The sequence below is a fragment of the Janthinobacterium sp. CG_23.3 genome, from assembly GCF_046115965.1.
GTDB lineage: Bacteria > Pseudomonadota > Gammaproteobacteria > Burkholderiales > Burkholderiaceae_D > Janthinobacterium.
This window is the reverse complement of record NZ_JBJXIB010000144.1, coordinates 1-14,566: the sequence shown is the minus strand read 5'-3', so window position 1 is coordinate 14,566 and position 14,566 is coordinate 1. Positions and strand designations below refer to the sequence as shown.

The 14,566-nt window shown below is 67.4% G+C and carries 13 protein-coding genes; 2 read left to right on the top strand and 11 right to left on the bottom strand.

Translation table 11 applies throughout. The annotated features are described in order from the left end of the window. Positions 1 to 130 precede the first annotated feature (130 nt). The 8 genes from ACFDR9_RS24010 to ACFDR9_RS23975 all read right to left on the bottom strand — a co-directional run bounded on the left by ACFDR9_RS24010 (position 131) and on the right by ACFDR9_RS23975 (position 8,170). On the bottom strand, positions 131 to 1,246 hold the full coding sequence (locus tag ACFDR9_RS24010) for a RimK family alpha-L-glutamate ligase (RefSeq protein ID WP_017877011.1): 1,116 nt from the start codon (positions 1,244 to 1,246) through the stop codon (positions 131 to 133). A gap of 95 nt (positions 1,247 to 1,341) precedes the next feature. Then, positions 1,342 to 1,527 carry a hypothetical protein gene (locus ACFDR9_RS24005; protein WP_409032586.1) on the bottom strand — a complete coding sequence of 62 codons (186 nt, stop codon included), beginning with the start codon at positions 1,525 to 1,527 and terminating at the stop codon, positions 1,342 to 1,344. 55 nt (positions 1,528 to 1,582) lie between these two features. After that, the gene (locus ACFDR9_RS24000) at positions 1,583 to 1,768 is read right to left on the bottom strand and encodes a hypothetical protein (protein WP_017877013.1); all 186 of its coding nucleotides are present in this window, start codon (positions 1,766 to 1,768) and stop codon (positions 1,583 to 1,585) included. A gap of 105 nt (positions 1,769 to 1,873) precedes the next feature. Further along, positions 1,874 to 4,048, bottom strand: coding sequence for a peptidase domain-containing ABC transporter (locus tag ACFDR9_RS23995; protein ID WP_409032585.1), 2,175 nt, complete (start codon positions 4,046 to 4,048; stop codon positions 1,874 to 1,876). Continuing rightward, complete coding sequence (locus ACFDR9_RS23990) at positions 4,045 to 5,325, bottom strand: HlyD family secretion protein (protein ID WP_409032584.1); 1,281 nt, start codon at positions 5,323 to 5,325, stop codon at positions 4,045 to 4,047. Before ACFDR9_RS23990 ends, ACFDR9_RS23995 begins: the two co-directional genes overlap by 4 nt. A gap of 380 nt (positions 5,326 to 5,705) precedes the next feature. Then, positions 5,706 to 6,500 (bottom strand): BON domain-containing protein, encoded by a 795-nt coding sequence (locus tag ACFDR9_RS23985; RefSeq protein ID WP_409032583.1) that lies wholly within the window; start codon positions 6,498 to 6,500, stop codon positions 5,706 to 5,708. A 107-nt stretch (positions 6,501 to 6,607) separates the two neighbouring features. Next, positions 6,608 to 7,303, bottom strand: coding sequence for a hypothetical protein (locus tag ACFDR9_RS23980; RefSeq protein WP_409032582.1), 696 nt, complete (start codon positions 7,301 to 7,303; stop codon positions 6,608 to 6,610). A gap of 267 nt (positions 7,304 to 7,570) precedes the next feature. Then, positions 7,571 to 8,170 carry a short chain dehydrogenase gene (locus tag ACFDR9_RS23975; protein ID WP_409032581.1) on the bottom strand — a complete coding sequence of 200 codons (600 nt, stop codon included), beginning with the start codon at positions 8,168 to 8,170 and terminating at the stop codon, positions 7,571 to 7,573. 115 nt (positions 8,171 to 8,285) lie between these two features. Here ACFDR9_RS23975 and ACFDR9_RS23970 point away from each other — a divergent pair, with 115 nt between their 5' ends. Then, positions 8,286 to 9,179, top strand: coding sequence for a LysR family transcriptional regulator (locus ACFDR9_RS23970; RefSeq protein WP_017877019.1), 894 nt, complete (start codon positions 8,286 to 8,288; stop codon positions 9,177 to 9,179). Between the two features lie 113 nt (positions 9,180 to 9,292). Here the strand turns inward: ACFDR9_RS23970 and ACFDR9_RS23965 are convergent, their stop codons facing one another. From ACFDR9_RS23965 to ACFDR9_RS23955, 3 genes are read right to left on the bottom strand one after another with little or no spacing between them, the layout of a single operon-like run. Continuing rightward, positions 9,293 to 10,726: an efflux transporter outer membrane subunit gene (locus ACFDR9_RS23965; protein WP_409032580.1), complete on the bottom strand. Its 1,434-nt coding sequence runs from the start codon at positions 10,724 to 10,726 to the stop codon at positions 9,293 to 9,295. Between the two features lie 38 nt (positions 10,727 to 10,764). Then, a complete protein-coding gene (locus ACFDR9_RS23960; protein WP_409032579.1) occupies positions 10,765 to 12,375 on the bottom strand; it encodes a DHA2 family efflux MFS transporter permease subunit in 1,611 nt (536 codons plus the stop codon). 9 nt (positions 12,376 to 12,384) lie between these two features. Beyond that, positions 12,385 to 13,563: an HlyD family secretion protein gene (locus ACFDR9_RS23955; RefSeq protein WP_409032578.1), complete on the bottom strand. Its 1,179-nt coding sequence runs from the start codon at positions 13,561 to 13,563 to the stop codon at positions 12,385 to 12,387. Between the two features lie 131 nt (positions 13,564 to 13,694). Here ACFDR9_RS23955 and ACFDR9_RS23950 point away from each other — a divergent pair, with 131 nt between their 5' ends. Then, a complete protein-coding gene (locus ACFDR9_RS23950) occupies positions 13,695 to 14,390 on the top strand; it encodes a TetR/AcrR family transcriptional regulator (RefSeq protein ID WP_409032577.1) in 696 nt (231 codons plus the stop codon). Positions 14,391 to 14,566: the final 176 nt, after the last annotated feature.

The following is a 14,566-nucleotide window of genomic DNA, read 5'->3' as shown; positions in this document are numbered from 1 at the left end:
AGGGCTGGCTTGGGGAAAAAACGAAGAGAAAAACCCTTTGCAGTGTGGTTTGGTGGCGATGGCTTTTTTTTTTGTTTTCGGAACACAGCTTTTTGGTTTCCCCCCCCCCCCCCCCCCCCCCCCCCCCCGCTCAAGCGCCGGGGCGCGGCGGGTCGGGCGTGAACAGGGACTCTTCCGGCGCCGTGCCGCGCCGTTCGAGTAGCTTGAACTCGGCGAAACTGGCCGACTGGTAGTAGTCGGCCAGCCGCAGCGGCGGCACTTGCCGGCCCACGCCGCCGCCGGCCAGCAGGCGGCAGAAGGTGTCGAGCATCGGCAGGTCCGGCGCGATGCCCTCCTTCCACAGGAACTGGCCGGCTTCGTTAATTTCCAGGAAGACGGCTTCGCCGTCGGGGCGCACGATCAGGTCGATGCAACCGAACGCCAGGCCGAGCCTGCGGCATAGCGCCAGGCAGCGCGCGGCCAGCTCGGGCGCCAGCTCGACCGGCGTCAGCGGGACCTGCCCCAACACGCCGCTGTAGCGCCAGTCCACGCTCGGCCCTGCGGCTTGGCTGTGGATCGCGCCAGCCACCAGGCGCTCGCCCATCACCGTCACGCGCAGCTCGTAGTCGGTGTCGACCTGTTGCTGGAAAATGCCGGGGCAGGCCCGCACCGCCTCCTCATGCGCCAGGTCCTGGGCCGCCAGCGCGGCCGTACGCAGCATCGTCGTCGAGCCGTCGCCATGGTCCCAGCCGCCCGGCTGGAACGCCTTGTAGATGATCTTGCCGCCGTGCTTGCGGTAGAACTGCCGCACCTTGTCGATTTCGTTGCCGATCAGGGTGTCCGGGATCGGCAAGCCGACCGCCCTGGCGGCCAGCAGTTGCAGCGTCTTGTGGTTGGCATGGCGCGCCTCGTCGATGCCGTTCACCCACAGCGTGCCGGGATGGGCGATGAAAGGGGCGACGTTGCGCAGGTAGGCCAGCGACTCGTCGCGGATCACCTTCAGGTCGGCCGGGTGGCTGGCCGCGCGCGGCGCCGGCTTGCCGGGGCGGCGGTTCCAGACCGCGTCGAACGGGCGGCTGTGGACGGCGCCGTCCAGCGTCAGTTCAAGGCGCGCGTCGCCGCCCGAATCGAGGTAGAACGAGGCGCTGTCGGCGCGCGGAAAAGCCGACCAGCGCCACAACACCGGCTCGCAGCCGAGGGCGCGCAAGCCCCAGCCCACCGCGGCCGCGTGCAGGTCGTCGGCTTCACTAATGATCAGGATCGTCATGGTTTGAACAGTAGACAGGAATGGATGGAAGGACAAGGCCCGCCGCCACGGCGGCGGGCCTTGTGCCGCTACGGCGCCAGCCGGCGCCGTAGCGTTTACAGCGTTGGATCCGGCCCCATGTCCAGGTACACCACTTCGTTGCCGATGCGGTGAGGCCGCGTGCCGACATTACCGCCGCTCGACGCGGCGCCGGCGACGGCCGCCGCCTCCTCGGCGCTGATCCCACGCCCGACCGTGCGGCCCAGAATACGGTGCGTGCCTTCTTTTTGCTGTTGTTTCATCATTGCTCCATTGGTTTGACGGTGGCCCGCTAGCGGACCCGGAGTTGTGCGCCGCTTAGTTCCCGCCCCAGTCGCCATAGGCCCACTCGCGCCCGCCGATGACGAACGGCATCGTGCCTTCCGGATCGGGCGCTGGCATGCCGCCGGCGCCGATGCTCGCCGCTTCCTCGGCGCTGATTTCACGTCCCACCGTGCGGCCCAGAATGCGCTGCGCCGGTACTTCTTGCTTGACTTCTTTCATGGTTGCCTCATAAAAAAACATGGCCGTCAGTGATGGCCGGCATGACGGGCCAGGGGCGCCACGCCGGGTACAGCTTTCCAGCGGACTGGAAACGAAATTCGCCGTTCAGGCCTGCGCCTGCGCCTCGCGCTCGGCCTGGCGCAGGTCGCGTACCACCGCGCCCTTGTCCAGTTCCACCACCCGCGCCGCCGAGCGTATCGTCTCGGCCCGGTGCGCGACGATCACGCGCGTCAGCGACAGCGCGTTGATGGCCTGGTTCACGGCCTGCTCCCTGGCGCCGTCGAGGTGGCTGGTGGCCTCGTCGAGGAACAGGATGCGCGGGCGCTTGTAGAGCGCGCGCGCCAGTAACAGCCGCTGCTTCTGGCCGCCCGACAGGCTGGTGCCCATGTCGCCGATCAGGGTCTGGCTGCCCATCGGCATCGCCGCGATCTCCTCGGCCAGGGCGGCGGCGGCGATGCATTGCTGCAACCACGGCAGGTCCACCTGCAAGTCGAAAAAGCTGATGTTCTCGGCGATGCTGCCGCTGAGCAGCTGGTCGTCCTGCATCACCGCGCCGATCAGCGCGCGGTAGCGGCGCGCCCCCAGTTGCGCCAGCGGCACGCCGCCGACCAGGATCTCGCCGCGGCTCGGCTCCAGCAGGCCCAGCAGCAGCTTCAGCAGGGTCGTCTTGCCACAGCCCGACGGCCCCACCAGCGCCAGCGATTCGCCGGCGCGGATGGTCAGGCTCAGCTCGCTCAGCACCCACGGTTCGATATCCGAGTAGCGGAACCACAGCCCGCGCACCTCGATCGAGGTGTCGGCCGGCTCGCGCCGCTGGCCCGGCTCGGCCGCCGCGCCGGCCTCCTCCGGCGCGCTGAGCACGATGTCGGCCAGGCGCTCGCCCTGCAGCGACAGCATCTTCAGTTCCAGCCACTTGTCGATCAGCGAATAAACCCGCCCGGTGAAGGTGGTCTTGTAGCTGATGAAGGCGTACAGCATGCCGACCGAGAACACGTTGTCCATCACCAGGCGCGCGCCGAGGAAGACGATGAGGATGTTTTCGGCGCCCGCCAGCAAGGTGTGCGCCGAGTTAAAGCCGAGCGTCATGCGCTGGGTGGCGATGTGGCGGTTGGTCGCCGCGCCCAGCGCGTTGAGCCAGCGCGCGCGGCGCTCGTCCTGGTGGTTGAACAGCTTGATGGCCTGGATGCCGCGGATCGATTCGAGGAACAGCGACTGCTCGCGCGCCTGCAAGTTGATCTGTTCCTCGCTGGCGGCGCGGTACGGGCGGTAAAAGGCGCAGCGCAGCGCGGCGTACAGCAACAGCGCCGCCAGCACCACCGCGCTCAGGGCCGGACTGTAGGCCAGCAGCATGGCCAGCGTGGCCAGCGCCAGCAAGCCGTCGAGGATGGCCTCGACGAAATTGGCCGACAGCGTGCGCTGGATCGCCTGCACCGCGCCGAAGCGCGAGACGACGTCGCCCAGGTGGCGCTTTTCAAAATAATGCATCGGCAGCCGGATCAGGTGGGTGAACACGTTCGCCAGCCATTGCAGGTTCAGGTGGGTGCTCAGGTACAGCACCATCCACGAGCGGAACACCGACAGCGCCGTCTGTACCAGCATCAGCAGGCCGAAGCCCAGCGCCAGCATGGTCAGCAGGTCGCGGTCGGCCGACAGGATGGCGCCGTCAACCACCAGTTGCATGAAGAACGGCCCGACCAGCGCGAACGCCTCGAGCGCCAGCGCCAGCACGAAGATCTGCGCCAGCGAGCGTTTCAGGCCGGTGGCGCTGCCCATCATCTGGCGCAGGCTGATGCGCTGCTTGTCCTCTTCGCGGCGGAAGCCGGGCGTTGGCGTCAGTTCCAGCACCACGCCGGTAAAGCTGGCCGACACCTCGGCCATCGACAGCGTCAGCTGGCCGCGCGCCGGGTCGTGCACGACGATGCCGGCGGGCGCGCCGCCGCCCTTGCGCAGCACTTTCTTGAGGACCACGAAATGGTTCAGGTTCCAATGCAGCAGGCACGGCGTGGGCAGCTGCGGCAGGTCGCCCAGTTCGATGCGGATCGGCCGCGACGACAGCGCCAGCGCCGAGGCGATGTCCATCACGCCCTTCAGCGTCGAGCCGCGCAGGCCGACAGTGAAGCGCCGGCGCAGGCTCAGCAAGTCGGTGCGGTAGCCGTGGAAACCGGCCACCATCGCCAGGCAGGCTAGGCCACACTCGGCCGCCTCGCCCTGCAGCACCAGCGGCAGGCGCTGGCCGAAGCCGAAGTGGAGCCTGGGCAGCGCGAAGCCGGCGCCGCTCATACCTTGCCCTTCAGGCTGTAGACCGGTTCCAGCAGCCACTCCAGCAGCGAACGGCGGTCCTGCAACACGTCGGCGTCGAGCTGCATGCCGGCGCTCAGCGCCTGCGCCTTGCCGTAGCTGCTGATCGACTGCCGCGCCAGCGCCACGCGGACCCGGTACATGCCCTCGCGCGCGGCGCCGATCTCGCTCGCCACCAGTTGCGCCGGCATGTCCTGCGCCAGCAGCGCGCTGCGCGACACTTCGGTGACGCGGCCCTCGTGCTGGCCGAATTTTTGGTAGGGGAAGGCGGCGTAGCGGATCGACACCTTCTGGCCGGCCTCGATGAAGCCGACCGCGCGGCTGGGCACGTACAACTGCGCCTCAAGCACGGCGCCGGCCGGCAAAATCGTCAACAGGGTCTGGTTGCCGGCGCTGTGGCCCGGCTCGGCCAGGATCGCCGTCACGGTGCCGGCCTGCGGCGCGGTGACCAGGAACCGGCGGCGCGCTTGCGTGCTCAGGCTTTGCTGCTCCAGTTCGAGCACCTGGCGGCCCAGCTGGGTTTGCTCGCGCGCGCTCTTGCCGGCCAGCGCGGCCAGCTCGCTTTGGGTGTTGCCCAGCTCGCGCAGCAGGCCCAGGCGGCTGCGCTGCGCGCTTTGCAGGCGGCCCTGCTGGTCGAGCAACTCGTCGTTTTTTTGCTGCAGCGCCAGGCTTGAAATGAAACCCTGGGCCTGCATCTGCACGTTGCGCTGGTACTGCGACTGGGCCGACTTCAGGCGCGCCGACTGGGTGGCGATCTCCTGGTCCAGCTGGGCGATTTCGGCGCCCAGGCCGGCGCCGGCGCGGGTCAGTTGCTCGGCCTGGCGCGCGGCGATGCGCCCGGCTTGGACGCGCTCCTCGGCGACGCTGTCCTGGCGCGCGCGCAGGGTGTGCAAAATCGCGCCCTGGCTCTCGGTCTGGGCGTCGCGCCCCGGCGCCGGCGCCATCTGCAATTCGCTCGACACCACATACAGCACCTCGCCGGCGCGCACCTGCTGGCCCTCGCGCACGTGGCGCTCGACGATCAGGCCGGGCTGCGGCGACTGGATGCGCACCAGGCCCGCGTCGGGTACCAGCAAACCACCGACCTGGACCCGTTTGGTGTAGTGGGCGCCAAACAAAAAGGCCAACAACAGCGCGGTGCTGAGGGCGGCGAACGCGGTCAGCAGGGCGAAGCTGAGCGGACGCAGCAGCACGACATTGCCATACCACGCGCTACGCTGCGCGGTCAGCACTTCAGGGCGGAACAAGGGTGGTTGCATAAGCCCTATCGGCGTTAATTATTTTGTACAGTGAAGAATATTACAACGTAATAAAGCAAGATATTACGAATAAACAAAATATTTTATTTAGACATTATTGCCAAATAAATATAAGCAAAACCGGATCCCCATGGCAACAAGTAAGCGGCCGCTTATGCGTGCATCGACGTCGACGCCGCCTCACCGAGCCGCCGGATGGCGCAATGCAAAAAGGGGGCGCCGCGCATGCGTGCCCCCTCCCGTTTTGCCGCCGCGTGGCGCGGCGGGCGTGTTTTTTGACCTGCCTAGGCCGCTAGCGCCGCCGGCAACGCAGCAGCGCCGTCAAAAAGGAACCCTTGCTTGGCTGTCAGCGCCGCCGGCCCGCTAGCGGTTTTCCATGCTTACTTATTGGCGTTGACCTTCAAGGCGCTCTTGACGTCCTTGACGCCGTCGACGCTGCGCGCCAACCGCTCCGCCTTTTGCGCCTCGGTCTGCGACGGCACGAAACCACTAAGCATGACGACGCCGTCAACGGTCTCGACATGCACGTCCATCGCCTTCAGGTCCGGGTCCCTGACCAGGTCGGCCTTGATCTTGGTCGTGATGACCGTATCGGCCACCACGTGTTTGGCCGAGCCGGTGGTGCGGCGGGTCAGGCAGGCGGTCTTGTCGCCGGCGCTCATCGTCTCGCAATTTTCCATCGCGCCGGGGGTGGTGCCGGTCGAGGCGTTGCGTTCGTCCTGGCCGGCGCCGCTGCTGCCCATGGCGCCGCTGGTACCGGCCGAGCGGGTGCCGGACTTGGCGTCCGTCAGCGCCGCCATCCGGGCCGACTTGGCTTCGCTGGCACAGGCGCCGCGATCGGCGGCGCCGCGCTCGGCGCATTTGGCCTTGGCCAGGTCATACTCGGCGTTGGCCAGCGCGGCGCGCGCCTTGCCCAAGTCGCGCGGCGTGTTACGGTACTGGGCGACGGCGTCGGTGTCGGATTTGGCGCGCGCCACCTTGGCTTCCTGCCGGCATACATTGCGGGCGTTGCCGGTCTCCTCGTTACAGCGCGCATAGGCGCTCTTATACTCGCTGGTGGCGCGGTCGCTCAGGCTCTTGTAGGAAGCGCCCTTGTCGTCGGCCGCCGACGCCGAGCCGGCGCAGAACAGGGCGCTGGCGACGCCGGTCAGCGCAAGCATGGTCAATTTAGTCATGATGTTCCCTTTCTGGATTGGTTGACAAGGCAATTTACCCCTCCAGAAACAAGTCCATCTGTGCGCGAACGAACAGTGCGGGCAAATCAAGCCGCGGAACCGAACGCCTACTTGTCGTCGGTCAAACCGCAGCCCCACAGGGCGCCAACCTGGTCGAACGGCGTCGCCGCCGGCGTGAAGGCGGCGCCGTCCCGGGCCAGGTTTAGCCATGCCAGCGTGTCGTGCGAGCCGCCGCTGAGCGAGCCTTCGCGCCGCACGCCGGCGAGCCAGTCGTAGACCTGGACGTAACGGTTCGGATGGCGCAACTGTATCCAGGCCAGCGCCACCAAGTCGGCGAAGCCCTCCTCGCGGCGGGTGTCGCGCAAGCCCTTGGCGTCCCGCAGCAACTCGGGGTTGCCGGCGAACTCCTCGCCGGTCTCGACGAAGCCGGCCGGCAGCGCGTGCCATTCGCCGTGCGCGTAGCGCCAGCAATGGCCGATCTCGTGCGCCGTCATCGCCTCGATCATCAGTGCGTGGTCGGCCCGCGGCAGCGCCGCCAGGACCAGCTCGGTTTGCGGGTTCTCGCGCATCGACAACACCAGCTTGCAGCGGCCGCCGTCGAAGCCCATCGCCAGCGGCACCGCGCCGGGCGCCGGCTGCGGCTGGACGATGATATCGACGGGCAACTTGATCTGGCGCGCGTACTCCAGCACGGCGGCGCCGGCGCGCAACCAGCCGCGCTCCTGCTCGGTCAGGCCGGACGGCGCGGCGCCGGCGGCGGCGCCGGCCAGCACCAGCATGGAAAAAACGAAACATTTCAACATGGCTAAGCTCCTGTGCGAGGCCCATACATGAATATCGTCAGCAACTTTAATTTCTCCAGGGAATCCGAGAAAAATATTTCCGCGAGGAAAACTCGACATCATTACGTCCGCGCAACACCACCACGCAAAAGGCCACGGCGAAAAGAAAAAAGCGGAACCGTAAGGTGCCGCTTTTTCAATGAACGCCAATTGTAATCGACCAACTTTCGCGATACCGCCAGACAATCCTACACTCTGGGGTCGTGTCTCGACATCACGGGTTCCGGCTTACCAGACGCGGTAGACCTGGCCGGTCTGGGCGCCTTCGACGCTGCGGCTGTAGGCCAGCGCCACGCGGCTGGCCGGCGCCGCTTCGAAGCCGTGGAAGTAGGGGCCGTAGCTGTCCAGCGATTCTTCCAATACGGTGGCGTTGACGACGTTGATGCGCAGGCCGCGCGGCAGTTCGATCGCCGCGCCGCGCGCGAAGCCTTCGACGGCGGCGTTGACCATGCTCGCGCCGACGCCGTTGCGGATCGGCTGGTCGCCGACGATGCCGCTGGTGAGCGTGATCGAGCCGCCGTCGTTCAGGTGCTGCTGGGCGACCAGCGCGACGTTGACCTGGCCCATCAATTTGCTGTTCAGGCCGACTTGGAATTGCGCCGGGGTAAAGTCGGACAGGGGGCCGAAGTGCAGCGTACCGGCGGCGACCACGACCGCGTCCACTTTACCGGTCTGGGCGAACAGCGCGCGCACTTGGACGATGTCGCTCATGTCGGCCTGGAACTGGCCGCTTTTGCTGCCGACCGCAATAATTTCATGCCGCTGCGCCAGCTCCGCCGCGACTGCCTTGCCTACCGTGCCGCTTGCGCCAATAACGATGATTTTCATATTGTTTCCTTTTTTGGTGGTGTGTTTGGATGCGACTGCTTGCAGTATCGCCCTGTTCGTCCGGGGAATAAATGCGCTAACATGAAGTACATTACTAAGCAGGAGTGTGTAATCGATGGATAAGTTGCGCAGCATGGAAGTGTTCGTCGCCGTCGTCGACGCCGGCAGTTTCACCGCCGCCGCCGAGGCGTTCATGATGTCGCCGGTGATGGTGGGCAAGCACATCAAGCAGTTGGAGGCGCGCCTGGGCGCGCGCCTGCTCACGCGCACCACGCGGCGCCACGCGCTGACCGAGATCGGGCGGCAGTATTGCGAGCAGTGCCGGGCGATTCTGGCGCAGGTGGCCGCCGCCGAGACCGGCGCCGAGGCGATGCGCGCGCTGCCGCGCGGCTGCCTGAAGCTGTCGGTGCCGGTGTCGTTCGGCAGCGAATGGCTGGCGCCGGCGTTGACCGACTACCTGGCGCTGCATCCGGACGTGAGCGTGGAATTGAGCTTGAACGACCGCCTCGCCGATCTGCTCGACGAGGGTTTCGACGCCGCCGTGCGCATCGGCGCGCTGGGCGACTCGGGCATGGTGGCGCGGCCGCTGCGGCCGTACGGCATGGCGATCTGCGCCGCGCCGGCCTACCTGGCGCGGCGCGGCACGCCGCGCACGCCGGCCGACCTGGCCGGCCATGAATGCCTCGACTACACGCATTGGAACCAGCACGTGCGCTGGCGCCTGAAGGGCGAGACCGGGCAGGCGATCTGGGCCGGCCGCTTCCGCTCGAACAACGGCCAGGCGCTGCGCATGGCGGCGCTGCACGGCTTCGGGGTGGTGATGCAGGCCGAGATCTTGCTGGCCCAGGATATCGCGGCGGGGCGCCTGGTCGCGCTGCTGGAGGATTACGTACCGACGCCGCGGCCGATGCACCTGGTGTACCCGCGCGACCGCCAGGCGACGCCGAAGATGACCACCTTCATCGACTTCATGCTGGCGCGCTTCGGGCCGGGCGCGGCCTTGTTTTGAATTGCCGGCGCCGCGAACCACATTAAAACCACAGACAAACAACCGGGGTCAGACCTTCAGGTCTGATCCCGGGGTGACGCCGTTGGTGTGAACCGGGTTTGCGGCGCGCACCGTTACCGCGCCGCCGGCGCCTGCCAGCCGGCGCCCAGCGCGCGCGCCACCGCCACCGTCGCCAGCAGGCGCTGGGTGCCGATCTGCACCGCGGCGCGGTCCGCCGCCAGCGAGCTGCGCTGGGCGTCGGTGACGTCGAGGTAGTTCGACACGCCGCGCTCGTAGCGCGCCCGCGCCACCAGGTGGGCGCGCGCCGCCGCCTGTTGCGACAGCTGCTGGGCCTGGCCCTGCAACTGGCGCTGCTCCAGGTCCGACAGCGCGTCCTCCACTTCGCGCAGCGCCGTCAGCAGCTTGCCTTCGTGGTTGGCCAGCGCCTCCTCGTAGCGCGCCTTCGACAGCGCCAGGTTGGCGCGGTTGCGCCCGCCGTCGAAAATCGGCAGCGTCAGCGCCAGCGGTCCGACGCTGAACTGGCGCGAACCGCCCTGCGCCAGCTCGCGCAGGTTTTCCGAGGCGTAGCCGAAGTTGCCGGTCAATTGCAGCGTCGGGTAGAACGCGCCCTCGGCCACGCCAACCTGGGCGTTGGCGGCGCGCAGGTTGGCGACGCTGCCGGCCAGGTCGGGCCGCTGCGCCAACAGCGAAGCCGGCAGGCCGACCGGAATCGCCGGCGGCTGCGGCAACGCCGCCGCGCCGCCCGTCGCCGCCCCGGCCGCCGGCAGTTGCAGCGCCGCCGGCGCCACCCCGGTAAGCGTCGCCAGGCTGTGTTCGAGCAGGGTGCGCTGGCGTTTGACTTCGTGCAGGTCGGCCTGGGCGTTGGCGTGTTCGACGCGGGCGCGCGCCAGGTCCAGTTCATTGGTCAGACCGGCGTTGAAGCGCGCCTCGATCAGCTGCGCCGACTCGCGCCGGGTATCCAGCGCGCCGGCCAGGATCGCCATCTCGGCGTCCAGCCCGCGCAATTGCCAGTAGTTGCTGGCCACCTGCGCCGACAGCATCAGCAGCACGCCGTCGCGGTCGGCCTCGGCCGCCAGCGCCTGCGCGTCGGCCGCTTCGACCAGGCGCCGCACCCGAACCAGCAGGTCGAGCTCATACGACATCGCCGCGCCCAGCGCGTAGTTGTTGCCGCTGATCGAACGCCCGCCCAGCGCCAGGCTTTGCGAGGTGTTCGCCGAGGTGCGCGAGTTCGCCACCGAGGCGTTGACGCCCAGCGTCGGCGTTTGCCCGACGCGCGCCACGCCGGCTTGCGCCTGCGCTTGCAGCAGGCGCTGCGCGGCCGCCCTCACGCTCGGGTTGTCGCGCAGCGCGCTGCGTTCGAGCCGGTCCAGGGTGGCGTCGCCGAACACGCTCCACCAGTCCTGCGGCAAGCGCGCCTCGCCGGCTGCCCCCGGCGCCTGGTGGCGGAAGGCGGCGCCGTCGAGATTTTTCGGGGCGAAGAAATCGTTGCCGACGGTGCCGCAGGCGCTCAGTGCCAGGCTCACGGATGCCGCGAGTGTCAGACGCATCAAAGCTGTCATCATGTTGTTACCTCTACTATTCTAGTTTAGTGTGCGCCGGCGCCGCCGCCGGATGGCGCCTTGACCTTGTCGGCGAACCACAGCACGCCGATGCAGCCGAGCAGGATCACGCCGACGATGAAAAAGCCGTCGTTGTAGGCCATCACATACGCTTCGCGCCGCACGATGTTGCTGATCGCCGTCAGCGCCTGGTTGCCGGCGGTGACGGGGTCGACGCCCTTGCTGATAAAGGAGCGGGTCAGCTGGTCGATGCGTTCGAGCGTGGCGGCCGACAGCATCGTCACCGCCTCGCCCAGGCGCGCCGAGTGGAAGTGCTCGCGGCTGCTCAGGGCCGTGGCCAGCAAGGCGATGCCGATCGAGCCGCCCAGGTTGCGCGTCATGTTGAACAGGCTCGACGCCGACGGCATGTCGCGCGGCGCGATGCCGGCCATGGCGAAGTTCGACAACGTCAGCATGATGAAGGGCTGGCCCAGCGCGCGCACGATCTGCGACCAGAACAGCTGGTCGTAGCCTGTGCCGGCGTCCATGTAGGCGTTCATCAGGCAGGAGCCGCCGAACAGCGCCAGGCCGATCGAGCACAGGATGCGGTTGTCGACCTTCGACGACAGCTTGGCGGCGAACGGCATGATGAACAACTGCGGCAGCCCGACCCACATGATGACCTCGCCGATCTGCATCGGCGAATAACCGGCGATCTGGCCGAGGAACAGCGGCAGCAGGAACGACGAGCCGTACAAGCCCATGCCGGTCACGGCCGACAACACCGTGGCGACCAGGAAGTTGCGCTTGCCGTACAGCGCCAGGTTGACGAACGGTTCGGCGCGGGTGGTGCTGGTGACGATCCAGCCCAGCAGGCCGGTGATCGACAGCGCCGCGAAGGTGATGATGAAGGGCGAGTCGAACCAGTCCTTCGAGTTGCCCTCCTCCAGGAAGATGGTCAGGCAGCCCAGGCCCATCGCCATGAAGGCGATGCCGAGCCAGTCGGCCTTCCACAGCGCCTTGAGCTGGGTCGGCTCGCGTTCCAGGCCGTACAGCATGCCGGCGATCAGCAGCGCGCCCGGCACCCAGTTGATGTAGAAGATCGACGGCCAGCCATACAGCTCGCTCAGATAGCCGCCGAAGGTCGGCCCCATCGCCGGCGCCAGCGTCGCGGTCAGGCCGAAGATGGCCATGCCGGTGGCGCGCTTGGACGGCGGCAGCTTGACCATCACCAGTGTCATCGCCATCGGGATCAGGGCGCCGCCGGTGAAGCCCTGCAGCATGCGGAAGACGATCATGCTGGGCAGGTTCCAGGCGGCGCCGCACAGCGTCGAAAACAGCACGAACAGCGCGGTGGTGCCGATCATGTAGTTGCGCAGGCTGAACACGCGCGTCAGCAGCGCCGTCAGCGGAATGACGACGATTTCCGCCACCAGGTAGGCGGTGGAAATCCACGAGCCCTCTTCCTGGGTGGCCGAGAGCGTGCCGAGGATGTCCTTGAGCGAGGAGTTAGTGATCTGGATGTCGAGCACGGCCATGAAGGCGCCCATCATACCGGCGGCGACCGCGATCCAGGTGCGGGCGCTGACCTGCTCGCCCACCGCCGGCGGCAGCGGCGGCGCGCCGCGCGCCGGCATTGTCTGTGTCGTACTCGTCATGGCGCTATCCTAGTGGGCCGCGGCCGGCTGCGCGCTGGCTTGCGCCGTCGCCGGCGCCTTGGCCTGGGTTTTTTCGTCGTTCACCGCCACCTCGGCCAGCGCCGACATGCCCGGCACCAGGCGTCCGCCGAAGGCCTTGATGTCCTCGTCCTTGAGGACGATCTTGACCGGCACGCGCTGGACGATCTTGGTGAAGTTGCCGGTCGCGTTATCGGCCGGCAGCAGCGCGAACTGCGCGCCCGACGCCGGCGCGAAGCTGTCCAGTTTGCCGACCAGGGCCTTGCCCGGCATCGCGTCGATGCTCACGTGCACGTCCTGGCCGGGGCGCAGGTCGGCCAGTTGGGTCTCCTTGAAATTGGCGGTGATCCAGACCTTATCCTGCACAATGGCCGTCAGTTGCTGGCCCGGCTGCACGCGCATGCCGACCTCGATGGCGCGCTTGCCGATGCGCCCGGCGACCGGCGCCAGGATGCGGTTGTAGGCCAGCTGCTGCTGGGCGTCCTTCAACTGCACGCGCAGCACCCGCACCTGCGCCTTGAGCACTTCGCGGGCGGCGCCGGCGGCGGCGATCTGCGCCTTGGCGGCCTGCGCGCTGTCGCGGCGCGCGGCCAGGTCGGCCACGGCGCCGGAGCGGCCGGCCACGGCGGCGTCCAGCTCGGCCTTCGAAACGGCCTTCATCTGGCTGGTGTAGAGCTGGCCGTAGCGGTCGGCGTCCTGTTTGGCGCGCAGCAGCAGCGCCTCCGACTGCGCCACCTGGGCGGCGGCGGCGCTGGCCTGGGCCTGCACCTGCGCCAGCTGGGCGTCCGATTGCAGCACCTGCTGCTCGGCGGTGTCGATCTGCGCCTGGATTTGCTCGGCCTTGACGCGCTGGTCGAACGGATCGAGTTCGGCGATGACGTCGCCCTCCTTGACCACCTGGTTGTCGTCGACCAGCACCTTGGTGACGACGCCGGCGATGCGCGCCGAGACCGGATGCACGTGGCCGGCGACGAAGGCGTTTTCCGTCTCGACGAAGTAATGGCCGCGATACCACATGCGCGCGCCGGCGCCGACGGCGGCCAGCGCGATCAGGCCGGCGACGATCAGCACGCGGCGGTTCGGCGGCGTCTTGGTGGGCGCGGCGGCCTGGATGGCCGGCGCGACGGCGCTGAGCGTGGTTGGCTCTGCTGGGCTGTGCTGGGTGGGCATACTGCGCTCCAAATTGAAATGATGTAGGTGCATTATTCGACAAATAAAACGCCAAGTCAAGAAATGAAACGATTTCATTTCATTTTAATCTGGACTACAGTACCGCCATGCCCCACAATATGGCGATGAACATGACACAGCACGATTCCCCCGACGCCAGCGCGGCCCAACCCGCCGGCGTCCCCGACCCATCCTGCGGCAAGCCGGCCGGACGGCCGCGCGCGGCCGACGTGGAGGCGCGCATGGAAAGCCTGCTGGAAACGGCGGCCTGCCTGTTTCTGCAGAACGGCTACAGCAAGGTCAGTCTGGAATCGATCGCGCGCGAAGCCCACGTTGCGGTGCGCACCATCTATGTGAAGTTCGGCGGCAAGGCGGGCCTGTTCAACGCCATTTTGACGCGCTACAAGGAGCGCTACTTCTCAACCATGGCCGACATGGAAACCGACATGCGCCCGGTCGAGCAGATCCTCGCCGACTTCGGTTTCCGCATCACCGAACTGATTTCCAAGCCGGAGGCGATTCGGCTGCACCGGATGGTGCTGGCCGAGGCCGGCAGCAACCCGGAACTGGCGGCCACCTTCTACCAGGTCGGCCCGGGCCAGACGCGGGACGTGCTGGCGCGCTTGCTGGCGCGCCCCGACATCCTGCCGCTGTTCCGTCCCGGCCTGGCGCCGGCGCAGCTGGCGATCCACCTGCTTAACTGCATCATGGGCGATCAAATGTCGCGGCTGTTGTTTCCACCCGAAACCGCGCCGACCGACGACGAGATACGCGCCAAGGTGGCGCACGGGCTGGACCTGTTCTTCCTCGGTACGCGCCAAGCGTAATGAGCGCGCCGACGACGCCAAAAACCAGGCAAAGGCAGAGCGCCGGGGGGCAAACCCCGATGCCGCCAATTGAAGGATTTCCGTAGATACTATGAATGAAGGCGGGTCGGCAAAAGACGCAAATTAATCCTAAAGTGAAGGTTCGAAGAATCAACTTAGGAGAAAATCATGCAACC